Origin of the sequence: Flavihumibacter fluminis, assembly GCF_021491375.1 — a bacterium.
GTDB classification, from domain to species: Bacteria; Bacteroidota; Bacteroidia; order Chitinophagales; family Chitinophagaceae; genus Flavihumibacter; species Flavihumibacter fluminis.
The window spans coordinates 888,515-906,490 of record NZ_JAKEVY010000003.1; the positions used below are offsets into that span (position 1 = coordinate 888,515).

At 39.9% G+C, this 17,976-nt stretch carries 18 protein-coding genes; 5 read left to right on the forward strand and 13 right to left on the reverse strand.

The window, feature by feature from the left end; translation table 11 throughout:
- Positions 1–37: 37 nt before the first annotated feature.
- From L0U88_RS15040 to L0U88_RS15050, 3 genes are all read right to left on the reverse strand, one after another.
- Entirely contained in the window at positions 38–406 is a 369-nt protein-coding gene (locus L0U88_RS15040; protein WP_234866899.1) for a four helix bundle protein, read from the reverse strand.
- Positions 407–505: 99 nt separating this feature from the next.
- A complete protein-coding gene (locus L0U88_RS15045; RefSeq protein ID WP_234866900.1) occupies positions 506–1,009 on the reverse strand; it encodes a ferritin in 504 nt (167 codons plus the stop codon).
- 33 nt (positions 1,010–1,042) lie between these two features.
- The gene (locus tag L0U88_RS15050; RefSeq protein WP_234866901.1) at positions 1,043–2,245 is read right to left on the reverse strand and encodes an anhydro-N-acetylmuramic acid kinase; all 1,203 of its coding nucleotides are present in this window, start codon (positions 2,243–2,245) and stop codon (positions 1,043–1,045) included.
- Between the two features lie 126 nt (positions 2,246–2,371).
- On the opposite strand from L0U88_RS15050, the gene murQ reads away from it, so the two are divergent.
- Together murQ and L0U88_RS15060 are read left to right on the forward strand one after the other, a co-directional pair.
- On the forward strand, positions 2,372–3,193 hold the full coding sequence (gene murQ, locus L0U88_RS15055; protein ID WP_234866902.1) for an N-acetylmuramic acid 6-phosphate etherase: 822 nt from the start codon (positions 2,372–2,374) through the stop codon (positions 3,191–3,193).
- A gap of 17 nt (positions 3,194–3,210) precedes the next feature.
- A complete protein-coding gene (locus L0U88_RS15060) occupies positions 3,211–6,159 on the forward strand; it encodes an FAD-binding and (Fe-S)-binding domain-containing protein (RefSeq protein WP_234866903.1) in 2,949 nt (982 codons plus the stop codon).
- 84 nt (positions 6,160–6,243) lie between these two features.
- On the opposite strand, the gene L0U88_RS15065 is transcribed toward L0U88_RS15060, so the two are convergent.
- From L0U88_RS15065 to L0U88_RS15105, 9 genes are all read right to left on the reverse strand, one after another.
- On the reverse strand, positions 6,244–6,909 hold the full coding sequence (locus tag L0U88_RS15065; protein WP_234866904.1) for a hypothetical protein: 666 nt from the start codon (positions 6,907–6,909) through the stop codon (positions 6,244–6,246).
- Complete coding sequence (locus tag L0U88_RS15070; RefSeq protein ID WP_234866905.1) at positions 6,909–7,832, reverse strand: alpha/beta fold hydrolase; 924 nt, start codon at positions 7,830–7,832, stop codon at positions 6,909–6,911. The genes L0U88_RS15065 and L0U88_RS15070 overlap by 1 nt, the downstream gene beginning before the upstream one ends.
- A 275-nt stretch (positions 7,833–8,107) precedes the next feature.
- A complete protein-coding gene (locus L0U88_RS15075; protein WP_234866906.1) occupies positions 8,108–9,229 on the reverse strand; it encodes a helix-turn-helix domain-containing protein in 1,122 nt (373 codons plus the stop codon).
- Between the two features lie 127 nt (positions 9,230–9,356).
- Positions 9,357–9,842 (reverse strand): anthrone oxygenase family protein, encoded by a 486-nt coding sequence (locus tag L0U88_RS15080; RefSeq protein WP_234866907.1) that lies wholly within the window; start codon positions 9,840–9,842, stop codon positions 9,357–9,359.
- Positions 9,843–9,911: 69 nt separating this feature from the next.
- A complete protein-coding gene (locus L0U88_RS15085; RefSeq protein WP_234866908.1) occupies positions 9,912–10,748 on the reverse strand; it encodes a helix-turn-helix domain-containing protein in 837 nt (278 codons plus the stop codon).
- 38 nt (positions 10,749–10,786) lie between these two features.
- Entirely contained in the window at positions 10,787–11,128 is a 342-nt protein-coding gene (locus tag L0U88_RS15090; protein WP_234866909.1) for a DUF5763 domain-containing protein, read from the reverse strand.
- Positions 11,129–11,371: 243 nt separating this feature from the next.
- Positions 11,372–12,004, reverse strand: a complete 633-nt coding sequence (locus tag L0U88_RS15095; RefSeq protein ID WP_234866910.1) for a hypothetical protein — start codon at positions 12,002–12,004, stop codon at positions 11,372–11,374.
- A gap of 12 nt (positions 12,005–12,016) precedes the next feature.
- Positions 12,017–12,607, reverse strand: coding sequence for a hypothetical protein (locus L0U88_RS15100; protein ID WP_234866911.1), 591 nt, complete (start codon positions 12,605–12,607; stop codon positions 12,017–12,019).
- A 130-nt stretch (positions 12,608–12,737) separates the two neighbouring features.
- Positions 12,738–15,467, reverse strand: a complete 2,730-nt coding sequence (locus L0U88_RS15105) for a DEAD/DEAH box helicase family protein (protein ID WP_234866912.1) — start codon at positions 15,465–15,467, stop codon at positions 12,738–12,740.
- Positions 15,468–16,287: 820 nt separating this feature from the next.
- Between L0U88_RS15105 and L0U88_RS15110 the strand changes: the two genes are divergently transcribed.
- The 3 genes from L0U88_RS15110 to L0U88_RS15120 are packed head-to-tail and all read left to right on the forward strand — an operon-like array spanning position 16,288 to position 17,205.
- Positions 16,288–16,659 (forward strand): helix-turn-helix domain-containing protein, encoded by a 372-nt coding sequence (locus L0U88_RS15110; RefSeq protein WP_234866913.1) that lies wholly within the window; start codon positions 16,288–16,290, stop codon positions 16,657–16,659.
- 52 nt (positions 16,660–16,711) lie between these two features.
- The gene (locus L0U88_RS15115) at positions 16,712–17,122 is read left to right on the forward strand and encodes a hypothetical protein (protein ID WP_234866914.1); all 411 of its coding nucleotides are present in this window, start codon (positions 16,712–16,714) and stop codon (positions 17,120–17,122) included.
- Between the two features lie 14 nt (positions 17,123–17,136).
- A complete protein-coding gene (locus L0U88_RS15120; RefSeq protein ID WP_234866934.1) occupies positions 17,137–17,205 on the forward strand; it encodes an ATP-binding protein in 69 nt (22 codons plus the stop codon).
- Between the two features lie 198 nt (positions 17,206–17,403).
- Here L0U88_RS15120 and L0U88_RS15125 read toward each other — a convergent pair whose 3' ends face one another.
- Complete coding sequence (locus L0U88_RS15125; protein ID WP_234866915.1) at positions 17,404–17,868, reverse strand: hypothetical protein; 465 nt, start codon at positions 17,866–17,868, stop codon at positions 17,404–17,406.
- Positions 17,869–17,976: the final 108 nt, after the last annotated feature.

Genomic DNA, 17,976 nt, shown 5'->3' on the forward strand with positions numbered 1-17,976 from the left:
GTCAGATGTGAGAAGTGAGAAGTGAGAAGTGAGACGATTAGGCTGATGACTCGGATTGTTTAATTAAGTTTGAGAGAAGGGCAAAACAATGATTCATCAGGCCGGAGATGGTTGAATTCGATACTGCATCAAAATAACCCAGGTGATAGCTTATTTCGAGGGCGGCATCTACTTCGATTAAAGATGCTCTGGCAATTTCAAAAAACCGAATTCTTTCTTTGGCTGTTTTTCTTCCGGCGCCTTCTGCAATATTTAGAAAAACAGAAACTGCTGCTCTCCGAATTTGTTGTGTAATTCCAAATTTTTCAACTTCAGGAAATAATCTGGTGATTTTATAACATTCTATTGCACAATCTCGGGCAATTTGAAAGACAGTAAGCTTTTGATGTTTTAGTTCTAATAACATAGCCCCATATTTCCTGTAAAGAAAATATGGGGCCATTGATTTTAGTAGAGTGTTTTCACCCTTCTCACGTCTCACTTCTCACGTTTGACGTCTGACGTCTCACTTCTCACCTCCCCTATATGCCATTATATCCCTGTCAAACAAATACAACCCACTCTTGTCCTCGCCAATCAGTTCTAATTTTTCGTTGAGTGTACGGGCGGTACGTTCTTCTTCCATCTGTTCGGTTACATACCACTGTAAGAAATTGTGGGTGGCGTAATCTTTTTCGGAGAGGGAAAGATGTACGATATCGTTGATGCTGTTGCTGACTTTGATTTCGTGTTTGAGAAATTCGGCAAACGCAGATTGCAAACTGCGGAAGGTCAGGATGGGTTGCTCTAATGGGGGTACCATCGCGAAGCCCCCGCGTTCATTGATAAAGCCCATGAGTTTCAGCATGTGCATTCTTTCTTCGTCTGCTTGTTTGTAAAAGAAGGCGGCAACACCTTGTAGTCCTGGTTGAATATCAGCCCAGGAAGCCATTGCCAAATAGGCTTGTGAGGATTCGGCTTCCATTTGCACTTGTTTGTTCAGGGCATCCTGCATGGTCTTTGAGAGCATAAAACTATTTTTCTGGAAGATACAAAATCAGCCTCATCCCGGGAAACTCAATTTGCCCATCGATACGGTTGGAATACCATTTCGACCTTCCCCAAAATTCACCCGGCCACCTGTTAGCCATTCATTTGCCAACACCGCAAACAGGACAGCTTCTTTGGCATCGGGATCAATGCCCAGTGCATTGGTATCTGTAAATTGTATACCGGGAAGTAAATCGCGCAGATTGTCCATCAACACCGGGTTGTGCATGCCGCCGCCACTTACATAAAATTGAAAGTTGGAGGGCGCATCGATTTGTGATTTCACTGCCTGGGCTATACCTTCCGCCGAAAACCGGTTTAAGGTTGCCATGGTATCCGCTTCTGAAATTGCAGTGATGCCAGCCTTTCTTTTGGCAGCATCCAGGTAAGCCAGATTGAACAATTCCGGTCCGGTTGTTTTAGGAAAGGGTTGTTCAAAAAAAGGATGATCCAGTAATGCCTGCAGGAGTTTTTCGTTTATTCGTCCCTGTGAGGCGAGCTCACCATTGGCATCGTAATAGGTACCCGGACGCACTTTCTGTATATACGCATCCATCAGGGTATTGCCTGTTCCGGTATCAGAACAAAAAACGCGGTCGGGATTCAAGTCGCCCGGTAAAAAAGTGAAATTGGCTATGCCTCCAATATTCAGCAAGATCCTGTTCTCCCCGGCTTTGGAAAAAATCAGGTAATCGCCATAGGCAGCCAGTGGCGCCCCCTCACCTCCTCCGGCAATATGTTTTTGGCGGAAATCGCTGATCGTGATAATGCCGGTTTTCACTGCCAGGTGATCACCATCGCCCAGCTGCAGAGTACCATTACCAAATTTCTCGATCCGGTGTAAGGATTTGGGTGCATGAAAGATAGTTTGACCATGACTCGCAACGATGTCGATCTCTTCGGGTGAAATCCCCCATTTTTTTAATGCCTGGCCAATCAGCGCTGCATGCTGTTCAGCAATCCAGCCATTCAGCAGACAGAGTTTTTGCAGATCCACCTGGGATTTTGAAAATACCGAAGCAATTTCTTCTTTGAATTCCGCTCCATAGGGTAGAGTGATGAACTGCTCTAACCGGATCTCAGTATCCATTCCATTCCCCCTGAACCGGCACAGGGCGATGTCCAACCCATCTACAGAAGTGCCTGACATGAGCCCGATGATCCTCCTTTCCGGACGGGAAGCAATCCGGTACAACTTATCTAAATACTGATTCATAAGCAGAAATTTAGCGGTTAAAAAGCCTGTTTTTGCGGAAATATTCTTGAATATACGTAAGTTTATGCAATTATATGCAGGTATATGCGGTTATCTTCTGCGTTGCCTGAGTTTAACTTCAACAGCATGGCATACCAACGAATTACAGAAGAAGCATCCAACTACCGGCATCTCGAGACCTGGAGTATGGGAGAGATCCTGCGTACCATAAATAAAGAAGACAAATCAGTACCGGACGCAATTGAACAAGTGATTCCCTCCATCGAGGCATTTGTAGAGGCAACGAGTGATCGCATGCTGGCAGGTGGCCGCCTGTTTTATGTCGGAGCAGGTACCTCCGGGCGCCTCGGCATTCTGGATGCAGCTGAATGTCCACCTACTTTTGGAGTGCCACCCACCCTGATCATTGGTGTAATTGCCGGTGGCAGCAAAGCCATCCAGCAGGCAGTTGAAAATGCAGAGGATGATACCGAACAGGCCTGGCTCGACCTGGCCCCCTATAAGCCAACTGAAAGGGACACCATCCTGGGAATCGCAGCAAGTGGTTCTACCCCCTATGTCATTGGCGCCCTGAAAAAAGCCAGGGAATTGGGCTTGCTGACCGGCAGCCTGAGTTGCAATCCCGATAGTCCCATTAGCGCCTGGGCAGATTATCCCATCGAATGTGTAGTAGGACCAGAATTTCTCACCGGCAGCACACGTATGAAAAGTGGAACCGCGCAAAAACTGATCCTGAATATGATTTCCACTTCCTTAATGATTGCACTCGGCCGGGTGGAAGACAACAAAATGGTGAACATGCAACTGACCAATCAGAAACTGATCGATCGCGGCACCAAAATGATCATGGAGAAAACCGGCCTCACAGAATACGAGCAGGCAAAGCGTGCCCTGTTAAAGTATGGTTCAGTAAAAAACGCAATGCAATCTATTAGTATCGATATTTGATTTCAAACGCTGTCATCATGCAACCGGCCAGTCCGCACTATTCTTTCAACACCTTACAGGCTTCCTTGTCGGGCGATCTGTATTTTGATGATTCCTCCGAACACCGCGCGGTACGAATGGCTTATGCAACTGATGCATCCGTGTACCAGGAATTGCCAATTGCGGTTGCCCTTCCCCGTGAGGAAGCCGACCTGGTGAAGCTGGTGAGTTTTTGCCGGGATACGGAATTGCCTATGATACCCCGAACAGCAGGTACTTCCTTAGCCGGACAAGTTGTTGGAAATGGATTGGTGATTGACTTATCGCGCTACATGAATGCCCTGCTGGAAGTAAACAAGGAAGAAAAATGGGTACGCGTGCAGCCAGGCATCGAACGCGATGTGCTGAATGAATTGCTCCTGCCGTATGGATTGTTTTTTGGTCCCGAGACTTCCACCTCTAACCGGGCTATGATTGGGGGTATGATTGGTAACAATTCCTGCGGCTTGCATTCTATGGTTTGGGGCGCTACGCGCGATCATGTACTGGAAGTAAAAGTCATTCTTTCCAATGGGGAAGAGGCGGTTGTGGGAGCATTGGATGCAGCGGGACTCGAATCAAAACTTACTAAGCCCGGGCTGGAAGGAGATATCTACCGAGCTATGCACCAGTTGTTGGGGGATGAGATCAACCAGGCTGCTATTAAAGAAGGTTATCCCGATCAAAAAGTAGTGCGCAGAAATTCAGGGTATGCACTGGATGCTTTGCTGGATGCGGAACCCTATGGCGGATCAGCTTCGTTTAACCTTTGCCGTTTGATTGCAGGATCAGAAGGCACGCTCGCGATGATCTCCGAGGCCAAACTTAACTTACTTGAATTACCACCAACAGAGAAGGGATTGGTTTGTGTGCATTGCAGCAGTTTGAAAGAATCGCTCCTTGTAAACCTGGTTGCGATTAAACATGGCTGTTATGCCAGTGAACTGGTGGATGATGTGATATTGAGCTTCACCAAAAATCACCGCGAGCAACAGAAGAACCGGTTCTTCATTGAAGGGGATCCTGCTGCGCTATTGATGATCGAATTCATGGAGCAGGAAGTGGAGCAGATGCAGGCAAAAGCAGTGGCATTTATAGATGAATTGAAATCCTTGCAACTGGGATATGCGTATCCGCTATTAACGGGATCATCTATTAATAAAGCATGGGAGTTGCGCAAAGCGGGACTAGGATTACTTCGCAATATCCAGGGGGATGCACAACCGGTGAACCTGATTGAAGATTGTGCCGTAGCGCCGGAGGATTTACCTCATTATATTGAAGACCTGCAGGATTTGCTGCGCTCCATGAATTTGAAAGCATCATACTATGCGCATGCAGGAGCAGGTGAATTGCATGTGGAGCCTTTGATCAATCTGAAATCAGAGGAGGGGAGGATACAGTTCCGGGAATTGTTGGCGCGTACTGCAGCCATCGTTAAGAAATACAAGGGATCCTTAAGTGGTGAACATGGGGATGGCCGGTTGAGAGGGGAGTTTATTCCCTTTATGATGGGCGATCGCTGTTATGAATTGTGTAAGGAAACTAAAAAAATATTTGATCCGAAGCAGTTGTTCAATCCGGGTAAAATCACTGACGCACCTCCCATGGATGCAGCTTTCCGGATGCCAGCAAAACCGGCCGCAACCAAAGTAGCAACGCATTTTAATTTCGACCGGGAGGGAGGTATACTTGCCTTAGCAGAGAAATGTTCCGGATCTGGCGACTGCCGGAAAACGCATCGGGCAGGAGGTACCATGTGCCCGAGTTATATGGCCACAAGATTTGAAAAAGATACCACTCGGGCCAGGGCCAATGTACTACGCCAATTTCTAACTACAGATACCAGTGCCAAGGCCTTTGATCACGAAGAAATTCATGCAGCGATGGACTTGTGTTTATCCTGCAAGGGATGTAAAGCGGAGTGTCCGTCCAGTGTGGATGTTTCCAAACTGAAAGCCGAATTTCTGCAACAGTATTATGAACTGCATGGGGTACCACTGAAAGCGCGATTGATAGGAGAGTTCCCGGCATTAACGGCATTGGCGAGTAAGTTTCCGGGGGTGTACAACTGGTCCATGAAGCAGGGGATATTCAGTAAATCGCTTAAGAAAATCCTGCATATGTCGGAGCATAGAGAGTTGCCCGCATTATATAAGTTTACGTTGAAAGAATGGGCAGGGAAGAGGGGGACAAAGGAAGCAAAGGAGACAGGGAGACGGGTCTATTTCTTCTGTGATGAGTTTACGAATTACAATGATGTAGAAACTGGCATCAAGTGTATTGAATTACTGGAGCGCCTGGGATATGAGGTGATCCTTCCGAAGCATATTGAAAGTGGGCGCACGCATTTATCAAAGGGACTGGTAAAACGGGCAAAGGAAATTGCAACAAAGAATGTACAGTTGCTGGAGCCGATACTGGCGGATGAATATCCAATCATTGGGTTGGAGCCATCGGCAATTTTGAGCTTTCGCGATGAGTACCTGGACCTGGTACCAGCGTCCTTATTGGAGCAGGCCAAAAAGCTGGCTGCCAAATCATTCCTGGTAGAAGAGTTCCTGGCAAAGGAAGCTGCGAGCGGCAGGATTGGTCCGGCTCAATTCCATTCGGATAAAAAAGAAATCATCGTACACGGGCATTGTCATCAGAAAGCATTGTCTTCTGTGTCTTATGTGATGGAGATCTTATCGATTCCTGCGAATTATGTAGCCACCGCGGTGAATTCGGGCTGTTGTGGTATGGCAGGATCCTTTGGCTATGATAAGGAGCATTATGAAGTCTCCATGCAAATCGGGGAGCTGGTCTTATTTCCAGCGGTACGCAAGCAGTCTGCCAACACCTTGATAGCAGCCTCGGGAACCAGTTGCCGGCACCAGATCAAAGATGGCACCGGTCGGGTGGCGATGCATCCGGTGGAGATATTGTATGATGCGTTGGTAAAGTAAGATCACCAAAGCGCTTCTACAATTCAACCCCAAGAACTAATAATCCCACAACATGGTTTCCCTGGAACAGCTGGTTGATGAAAATCATCTGAATTTATTGTTGTAACCCAACCTCAGATAAAATGGTATCAAAGGAGTTGTCTTAAAATCCTGAGTGATTACTTTTCCAAAATTGAGCGTAATATCTGATTTCTTAAAAGAATATCCGGTTTGCAATCCATAAGAGAAATTACCACCTGTAGCAGGTTCATACCATCCATCTTTTACATTCTGATAGATATCTTTTTTGTATGTATCGGAATGTTTGAAATGTGTTAGAATGGCTTTATCAAAACCAACTTCACATGCCACCAGCCATTTTGGTTTATAGTAACCGAAGGTACCTTTCACCTCACTTCCAATATTCTGTAAACGAACTAAGTCGTTTTCAAATCTGCGATATATTCCATTCAAAGTTATTATTCCTTTGAAAGTAGGTTGATTGAGCAAGACTATCTGACCACCAATTTTTGTTTTGAAATCGTCCAATAGGTTTTCTCCGGAAGCTTTTGTAAAATTCAAACTTAAAACTATCGGAAGTTTAGTATTTAATTTATAGCCGTATCCAGCGGAATAGGATAAACTATAATCCCATGCAAAACCAGCAGTCACTATATGTTTAGAAGAATCTATTGTTTTCCAATTGATAGTTTGACCTTTTACGGTTTGAAATAAGCCCAAAGCTATGATTGTTATTATTAAAGGTTTCATTATCTGAGAGAATTTAGGTAGTTAATTAGTAAGGGTTGAGTAATATTGTTCCAGGTATTTAATTGATCAAACATTCCGGAATGTCCTACTCCATTTATTTTCACAATTTGCTTGTTGGGTAGTGTACTTGCAATTTTTTGTGCCCAACTATCGGGGTATGCTTTGTTATTCTCGCTATAAAGAAATAAGATTTTTTTCTTGAATTTTTCTATTCCTTCTGAAAAATCAGGTTTGTACTTATCGGCTATTTCATAGGCTGCAGCACTAATTACAGCTCCATCCCTAACATTTGGATAATGTTGCTTATTTGTGCCTAAAATCGAACCAAAATCACCAACAATATCGTTTCTGGATGACAATAAAAGCGCTTTGTAATCTAAAATCGCATGTTCATTTTCTTTACCTGTTATGAATTGATCAAAAAAGGTAGCATCATTTAATAATTCACTCCAGAGGTTAAAACTTCTTGAAGCCTTAACATAAGTAATTACATCATCCCACTTGAATCCACCGGGCTCCGCTAAAATGAGTCCGTCTATTTCAGCAGGATACTTTCCTGCATAGCCGGTGGCAAGTATGGAGCCCCATGATTGTGTAAGCAGAATAACTTTCTGATCTGGATGCGTTTTATAATGCGCAATTACGGCTTTCAATTCATCGTAGAAAATGTTATTTATTCCATTTGCTCCAAAACTCGTGTAATAGGATTTTGGTTTTCGTTCAGAAAGCCCGGCTCCTACCTGGTCATAGTACACCATTCGATACCCTTCATTTGCCAATGAGATGGTATTTAATAAATATTGGTAGTTATCACCAGGGCCTCCATGAATGCAAATCACTAAAGTACTATCCTGTGGCCCGAAAGCCTGAGCATGTAATTTTGCACCATTTGCTTCTATAGAAGGCAAACCAGGATCTTCCACGACAGTTTTTGGTACCAAACTGTCGGGATCATTAATTTCATTTTTCTTTTCGCAGGATACCAGGAGGGTAAGTATCAATCCCAAAGCGGTAAAACTTTTTAATGCCATTCTTTTTTTGTGTTTTAAAATTCATGGCAAAAGTCTGTGTTGGAAGGATACCAGTCGCCCCACTATGAAAAGTGGAACCAATCATTCCACATTCTACTTAACGGATTAATGTTATGATAATCAGGTAATTGTGAGAATTGAACCAATGTTTTAGGAAATGGAACCTGTTAATTTGAGACTTTTTTGATTTCTCTTAAGTATGCTGATGGAGATATTCCCGTTTGGTTTTTGAAATTTCGATTAAAGGATGTTTTTGAATTAAACCCGCATTCCAAGGCTAGAGACAGGATTGTGTACTTTTGATTTTCGGGGTTGGCAAGAAGTTTCTTAAACTCTTCAATCCTTAAGTAATTTATGTAGTCGAAGAAGTTCTTTTGTTCTACTGAATTGATAACTTGAGAAAGTCTGTTTGGGTGTACATTGAGTTCTTCAGACACCATTGCCAAAGTAAGTTCGGGTATTTGGTAAAGTTTCTTTTCTTTCATTATGTGCACGAGCCTTTGATGGATTTCCTGGGATTGATCTTCAGGTAATAAGGAATTTTCATATTTAATATTACTTAAAGGAGTATCCAATAGCTCGATTTCTTCTGTAGATTTTGAAAATACAAATGCTGCTAACGGTGGCTGATTGCTAAAAACACCAACTTGTTTAATACCATAATATCCAATTAACACAACAAACAGGACAACGGAAGAGAATATGATTTTATCATCAGCAAAGAGAACAAGGAACCATATACATGATAAGCTGAGAATTATTCTAAAAAGCCAAAGCAGGTTTATTCTTTCAATATAGGAGAAATTGTTCTTAAGCTGTATTTTATATCTTCTTAAAACTAGTAATGATAATATAGTATAGGTAATTCCCGACAGGATGATTCCAACAAAAATGATCGTTAAAATGGTTTCGAAACCCTTACCTTTTTTTTGGTAAACAAGAATTTTCTCATCCGGGCTAAGGAATAGGAACGGGATTATTGCGATGAATGCAATTGCATAGGGTAGAAAATGGAGAAGAATTTTTGGTCTAATATCTTGTTGAGAAGTGAGTGTCAAGGTGTACAGATAAAGAAAAGGGCCATGAAGCAGGGGTAATGGTATTTCAAGTCCTAGGAGGTACGGAAATTTCAAATATTCATTGGAAGAAATAATCGAATACAAAATCAAATGCACCAGAATCAAGCAAAGCCAAATGAATAAAATTGTATCTGCTATACTTTTTCCTTTTTTGGTCAATAAAAGAAATGAAAGGAAGGAGGTTATGATTATTCCGATTATGTATATCATTTATTTACTATGTCCTTTTATCTGACGTACAACGTGCTGGTATTTCCAAGTGTGTTAACTTTTGCAAAAGCAAGTTAAGTTTTAATATAGATCATGAATTAGCAATGGTACTTAAATTCTGATTTTTTCAAATCGAAGACCTTGTACTTGATGTGGCTCTATCCAAGGCCAGGAAAGTACAGATAAGTCCGACCAGCCATATTAATGACCTCACCCAGTTCATGTTGCCCCATTCAGCAGCTACTCTTTTTAGCGTTTCGGTATCGGGAAGTTGTGCTGAAAGAAACATGATCTCATTTCTGGGATAGAAATAGGTAAAGGTTAAAATCAGGGAGGAAATAAAGCAGAGTAAAGCGATCCCCAGGAATACTCGGATGGAAGTTGATTTTTTCCAAAACAGTATTAATGAAAGCGCTATTAAAAGCAGGTTAGGTAGGTCAATTAGTTTGAAGAAACTGCCCGGATTGGCAACTGTAAAAAAGTCTTTAGTGGCTTTAATTGAATAAGGGATGTTACTTTCCCAGTTAGCCGCATTTACAATGGAATTATAAATATTGGTAAAAAATAAACCGCTTGATAACGCGATAGCTACGTAAAGAACTAACTTTTTCATATTTCGATATCTTTATTTCAGTAAAAATATCTATGAAAAAAAGGCGGCTATAGTAAGAAAACGACAAAATCAGAGTTTGTCCCAGTCCAGCTGAAATTGCATATGCTCTTCTCTCAACTCTTTGTAAACCAGGGTAGGAGTTTGTTTTGCGAATTCCTTAAAATCTTTAATAAAGTGCATGTGGTCAAAATAGCCCACCTTATAAGCCAGATCTGTCCATGCAATGGTTGGCTTCGTTTCAAGAATTTTATATGCCTTATGGAACCTGGCGATTCTTGCATACAGTTTGGCCGAAATCCCCAATCGTTCCCTGCATTTTCGTTCAAAATTTCGCAGGCTCATACAAGCCATACCTGCAATCTTATCGATGCTTGTATTGTAGTTTAGGAACAGGTGTTGCAGCGCCAAATCAATGGGTAAGGGTTCTTTTACCTGGGAAAGTTTACTGAGAAAATAGGATTGGATAATTTCATCCAATTCATCAAAAGAAATAGTTTCATGTGATTTATCCAGCAGTTCTTCTATTTCCTTTCCTATAACTTCTCGGGCACTGTAACCATTGTCGAAAAGTTCGGTCATCGGAATATTCAAAAACCGGTTTAGTCCGCCTGGTTGAAAAATGACGGATACCGATTTATGACTTTCTTCTGCCAGCAGTTTGAAAGGGGTAATATGTGCTCCTATTAAGGTGCAGGAGGTAACGGTGTTATAGCTTTTTTCTTCAGATTTTCTGGACTTAAACCGGGTATACAGATTGATAAACATGGCTTGCTCCGGCGAAGGCATATAATTACCCTCGATGCTAGCGGGATTATCGCCGAAATCAGCTTCAATAAAAACGATATGCCGAATTAGCGAACGTAATGCAGGATGGATAAGGCGTTTATGTGTGGATATAGTTGGCATTATATCGACTACTAGTTTTTCAAAGTAGCTTGCAAAGGCTAATTTTTGTCTGGATTATGCTGGTAGCAATAACCATTTCCTATTCGGGTCATGTGTTTACAGCGGTTTCCTTGTTTGGTAATACCTTTGCATTGAACAGTTTCTTTTTGCGTTCCTGATTTTGGGGATAGAGTAGTTGAAATCAATGACAATGTTTTTGGTTTACATATTTTACAGGGCTGCAGCCCCAATTTTTGCGCTTCAGCAACAGTTATCTGTCTTGATACATTTTCAACCATCCGGCAGGTTTCAAGATGATATTTTTGGCCAGAAGGAGTTTTAAAAATATTTTGACTACTTGCTGAATAACTAAACAGGAGTAGAATAATAATTTTGATCATTGCATTATTTGTGGAATATACTATCCACCTTTACGTTTTTTTTTGGAAAAAAGAAAGGTTCATTATATTCCTTTGAATAAATTAAAAGTCTCTTGGATATCAGATGTGGGCATACAGGTACAGGAGTATACAAGCACTGTACTTGAAAATAAAAGTACAGTAAACAGTATGAGATTTTTCATAAGAATAGTCTATTGCACTGGCATTGTGTTAAGGAGAAAGTAATTGTCTTTCGAATTACCGTTAACGTAAAGGTTTTATTGTGCCTTGCAGCTTACTTAGTTGAAAGTCTTCGCTTTTTGTGAAATACTCAATTGCCAAAACCAATAACATAAAACAGATAAAAGTAACCTTTTGCATTACGGCCAACAATCCCCAATCTCCCGCCCCATACAAGAACAAGGTCAAATAGAATATAAGCATACTCGCAATACAAAAAAACTTCAACCAATGGAGCTTTGTCCTTAGTATAAATACTGTAATGTAAAATAAGCCAAGCATGGTAAGTGTACTCGAGATTGTTACCATAAGGTCATGCAAAGGGGTAGCTATTAGAATGGTAAAAACCATGTTGGCAATACCCACTGATTTTAAAACCAATTCGGTATGATTATGGGGTATCTTACGCGCAGTATGCATAAAGAAAATGCCATACCCGATTGAATGGAAGACCATTCCGATGAATGCCCAAAGTCTTGATGGGTTATCAGTACCATTTAGAGCCTTTGGTAAAAATAAATTACTGAAGAAATTCTTTGACCAGGTAAACCCTACCGAATTTTTGTCAAGGATTGATCCACCTGGATAGAGAAAGGTTGCTATTAGCAGAAAAATGATAGTTATGAGCACGCATAGTAGAACTGAATATTTGCGCATTCGTTTTAGAGTTTAATTATTACCATATAGTTCTGGCAAAAAGAATTCAAAATTTCCAACTTCTTCTATGTTATGTTTCAGCCAGGCTGTTCCCATTTCGTTGGTAAAAATTAGAGGTCTGACATACGAGTTAAAGATATTCTTCCAAAATGCGTTACTTGTTCCAATGATCATTTTTGATTTATAAATCGTATTGTTTCCATCCTTGATAAAATCGTGTTGGAGAGAAAATACTTCAATTTTCCCAATCTTTCTTGTTAATCGCATTCCTGTTTCATCAAGTTTTTCAACTAGTTCTATACTGTCAATTAAGAATTTCATATTTCGGTCGAATGCTTCAACAATTCTAAAATATGAACCCGGTTCGATTTTATTATTTGCTGAAGATTTTTTCAAACTCCAATGTATATGATCTTTTGGATGCCAAACCAGGTATTTCGGGTATGTTTTTCCTTGATAAGTCATTTCTCCGTCTATATTTTGGAACCACCAACAGAGCATTTTCGGTGTGACACCACGTAGTATATCGTGTTCAATTGTTAAATGAAAGACGTTATTTTTATCTATTAAAAAATTTGTTTTGGCTGAGGCTAATGTTTTCATATTCCATCCAAAATCCCTTTCTGGTGGAAGCGTCCATTTGGTATATAAGTTTGTCAAATTTGGCATTAGTCAAAGTGTTAAGTATATCTCCGAAATGAATACGTTGATGTCTTACATTTTAATTTGCCTATCATCTCCATTTGTTTACATGTTCAACTTTTTCGTCAAATTGTGCTGCCAAAGATTTAACTCTGGATTTTAAAAGTAATTTTCTTCCTTCAATTGTTCTTGTGAAAATCAACTCGCAAGATCCTACAAGTTTTTCCCATTGGCTTTGAAAATATTCAGCTAAAAATTTGTTTCGGCCTAGTATTTCTGGAACAGAATGATAGTCTTTCTGCTTTATGAAAAGAATAAATCTATTTTTTCTAATAATCACATATCTTGGATTGTCAATTGGAGCAATGATTTCTTGAAGAGCGTTTATAAATGTTGATTTGTCAAAGGTAGTTCCACCTTCTAAATGACAATAAACAGCCCCCCAATTGTCAACAGAGGTTTCAACTTTTAATTTTGAGTAGTCTGTGCGAATTACTTCTGCTTTAATTAATGAATTCAAAAGTGCGTCACCGATTTGATGAATGTCTTTTGAAATATCTCGGTATTTATAATAAAGTTTCAATGTCTTGTAGGTCTGTCTTCCGAATATAGCCATACCAATAGTTCCAAGAATTGCTAGAAATATATAAAGATCTTGAGTTGTTTTGATGTTTCTTCCTAATCTGCCAAGTACTTGTAAACTTTCGAAACCAAAAACAATAAATCCTGAACCTAAAGTTGCCAATAGGTTTTTAATGGTTTTGTCAAAATACATTGACTTTACAGTTTTGTATTCCCGTTCTTCTGGGAAGGGAATTTTAATTTCTTCTACAAGGTTTACACCTGTTGCCAATGCATTTTTCCAACGATATTTCAAATTTTCTCTGTCACTTGCATAGGTAAACATTTCAAGGTTTATCTTTGCAGCTTCTTCTTTAAGGTGAATATTTTCGGGCAAATTCAATCTGCTAATTCCGTTTTCAATTCCGGAATCTTCTTTGAAGGAAACACCTACAAAACTTCTGAAACGTCTTTTTAGTAAATCAAAATCGTCTCCACCTGTAGGTGTAGTTGGGTCCATACAGACCAAATGCCAAATATTTCCTGTCTTGTCGCTATTCCCGTTTTGTCTTCTAATTGCTCTACCGCGCATTTGATTGGAAAGCACAAACGAACCTACAAAACTTGCCAAAATCAAAGAATTGATTGCTGGTGCGTCCCATCCTTCACCTAACAAGGATTTTGTACCTATTAAGACTTCAATTTCTCCTTGTTGAAAGATTTGGGTTACTATGTGAACAATGTCGTGTTTGAGTTGCTCTGTTTGACTGATTAAAACGTAATTACTATCGAATGGAACAGGATTAGAACTAATTTTCGTAATGCCATATTTAGCGGCCTTAGCTTCAAATGTAGGATAAGCACTAACAGGAATTATTATCATTGATCCTGTCAAAACTGCAATTTTCTTGTTTTCCTTATTTTCTCGTCTTAACTTTTCAAATATTGGAATGACACCGAGTTTATTTAGCTCAAGATTATTTTCAGGAGCGTTGATATAAAACTCTTTACGAATGAAATCGGAAAGGATTACTAAACGTAAGTTGCTACCTAATTTATTATATTCAAAATCAACAATTTCATTAATACCGTTTAGCTTACTGATGCTTGATGTCAAAAAATCTGTAACTCGTTTATTATGTGAAAAATCAATTTGTCTTCTTTCTATTGCTCCGTATTTTCTTAGTCTTATTTCAAGTGATTTTTGATGTTCTTCAAAAGCCTTAAAGTGTTCCTTTTCTTTATATAGATAAAAATCCAAAAGTGTTTCAATCCACTCGTAATCGAGTTTCGGAATTTCAAACATTTTATCTCCAATTACTTCAAGATGAGTTTCGGGGATGTCCTTATCGTTGGCTTTTAGAAAAATTAAACAGGCTGAATAATAGGAGAGGTTGTTATAAATCCAATCTAACTGCTCTATCGGGTTTTCCCAAATCGGATGTTGTTCAACTGCCTGAATGATTGTTTTATCATTTTTTATTTCCTGAAAAATATTCTCAATATTTTGTCTAAAATCAATAATACTTTTATTTTCATGCTCGGTTGGGAGTGTGAAATAAACATAATCCTGATGAGGGCATAAATCTCCTTCTATCACTAATTCAGGAACCGAAATTTCTGTATCAACAGGTCCGTTTAAGTCAATGTATCGTTGCCATTCTGTGGCTGTGACGTCATACGGCGGTGTGGCTGTTAGTCCTACAATAATCGGTTCTAAAGAATCTTTAACTTTTGTCAGCGTTTGCCACCATTCATTTTTTAAATGGTGTGCTTCGTCAACAACAATCGTTTTTATATTTTGAGCTTTTAGTCCGTTTACAATGTTGTCAAGATTATAATTTGTTATTCTGCCATTTTCGTTTGCTTGTTCTGTTTCTTCTTCTTCGCTTTCAATTTCTTCTTCGTCAATTCTCCAGTTATTACAAGCTGCGTGAAGACCTTGATACGTTACAACTGTCATAAATTTGGGATTTCGAATGTCTTTTGAAATCCATTCAGGAATCTTGTTGGTTTGAAGGAACAGTTCACAAAAACGTTGTATCCATTGGTTACGAATTGCAATTGTCGGGGCAAGAATTAAAGTCGGTTTGTTAATCCGAATAGCAACTTCAAGACCTAAAACAGTCTTTCCCGAACCTGGGGGAGCAATTACGTGTAAATGTCCGTCAGTTAAGTGGTCGTCCAAGTCGTCAAGCACTCGTTGTTGGTATTTTCTCCAACAGTATTTGAATTTTATTTCTTTAGGATATTCTGTCAATGTGTCGGTTTCTTTTAATTAAACTCCCAATGTCTTTATTCTACATTCTTTTTAGTCTGTACCCCCAAGAATATTTAGTTTGTCAAATAGGTTCGCTGTGAAATAGAACGTAGATGAGATAAATATAGCAAACATGATTGTGATGATTATTACTTTTAAGTTACTGGCAACCTTTATCTTACTTAATAATTTCTTTCGGTTAAGATTAAGGCTCAAATTTAATCCGATTATTATTGAAGCTGAATAAATCATAACCTCCCATCTGCTTATTTTTACTTCGCTTGTTTCAACAGTGTCAAATAATAAAAGCGCAATAATCAGGAGTCCCACAAGTATTACAGGAATTAATAACTTTAATATCATTGATATCTTAGTTCTCCATATTTTTCTTGAAAGTGCGATTATGCTACCAATTGAAAGGAGAAGCATACACAGATATAAAATAATGACGAATATTGTATCATGATCCATTATAATTATTTATTTGATGTGCTGTATTTCATGACTATAACGCTATGCCTACTTTAGTCCTTTCGTCTTTTAGGAAAATTTCCAATCTTGTAGATTCCGGACCATCTTGACCCCCCTGTTCCGATTCAAGTTGACCCCCTTATTCCGGAGCAACTTGACCCCCGGGATTTTTTCATGATTGGCGGCATTCTGGGATGTTGACCCATCAGATTGCCAACTTATTCCGGATGATCTTGACCCCTCTAGGGTTGTTTTTATCCACTGGCATTCCGGCACAAGTTGACCCCCCAAAGGATGTAAAAGAGCAGTTGTAGTTTTAGACTTGCCTCCTTAAAAAACAGCGTTAAGGATGGCAGCAAAACCAATTGCAATGGAACAGCTCAAACAAGTGCTTAAATTGAAGCAGGAAGGTCACTCCATCAAAAGTATAATACGATTGACCGGCCTGGCTCGCAATACCGTAAAAACCTATCTCAAACGCATACTGGAAGCTACTGGCGGCACTACTACCGATAAAGAATTGGCCGGTTTATTTTATAACCAGGATACACCGCTTCAGCAATCATCCCGTTTACAGCAGCTCCTTCGGCATTTTGAAGGTATTGACAAGGAACTCACACGGCCTGGCGTTACGCGGCAACTACTATGGGGCGAGTACAAGGAACAGCATCCGGATGGATATGACTATAGCAAGTATTGTGAACACCTGAACAGGCCCTGAACAAAAATGACGTGGTTATGCAGCTGGAGTACAATCCTGGTGAAGAGATCATGTGTTTGGTGCCACTCTCCCTTACAGTGGCCTGATTTTCTGTATTGCGCTGGAACACCAGAAAACAGCCGACCTGTTACATGGCATCAATGAACTGCTCCGTTACCTGCAAGGCGTAACACAAACCATCACCTGTGATAACATTCGTACGGCCGTGACTAAAGCAGACCGATACGAACCTGTATTTACGGATCTCTGTTATCAGATCAGTGAACACTATGGTACTACCTTCTCTGCCACCAGACCGGGTAAACCCAGAGACAAAGCGATGGTTGAAAAAGCCGTCAACCTGGTTTACAAGTATGTGTATGCGCCGTTGCGGAACCAGTGTTTTACTTCTTTATTGGAGATTAATTATTACTTCCGGATCCAGCTTGATCAGCCTGGCACGAGTATGTCAGCGAACCTATGATTGATGATGCCATAATGGACAGACTGACAACCAACGCACACCGGATAGAATTGAAAGGCGACTCCCTGAGGAGAAAAAAATAACAAGGTATCGCTTAAGATAAATACTTTTGAATCCTACAACTGCTCTTTACATTGCTGCACTTTTAGGCCCTAAGAAAAAGGGGGCAACATCACCCTGAATGCCGGGGTCAAGATTATCGGAATTTACAATAATAAAATTTGGAAATATTTAACCTATCGCTCATTAGAATTAAATCTTGTTGTGCGTTCGCATTTCTGTCACATGTGAACTGGCTCCTTGTCCATGATGAAAATTGTCACACTTGGTGGATGACCTCCCAATCTTAAATTTACAGACGCTGTATCGTCTCCAAGTTTATTTATAAGCATGTTAGCATGTGCAGTGTCAATAGGCAAATAGGAATATGATATAAAAATCCACTTGTCATTCCCCAAGTAAATTGGTTGCTCAGCTAATGCTTGTCCATTGTCAGCAGTAACTTTTTTTACATATTTTCCTTTTGGTAAAGAAATATTAGAAGTATTTGAAAGGTCTGGCTGAATGCCTGTGTATCGTATACTGTCATCCAGAACTTTTTTGGCTGCTATAGATACTTTAATATCTACTGCTTTTCTTTCTTTACTAATGTTACTTATAAAAAAATAAGCGGTAGGTCGAAACCAGTTGCACCCTGTCAAAAAGATAGTCAGAAAAGCAATAAGGAGGAGTCGGAATATTTGCATTATTAGTTTGTCTGTTCAAAGTGACGCACAACGTTGACGTATTTGTTTTTCCAGGACCATTACTAATGTCCATATTTATAACCAAAAACCCAATTGAAAACTTGACAA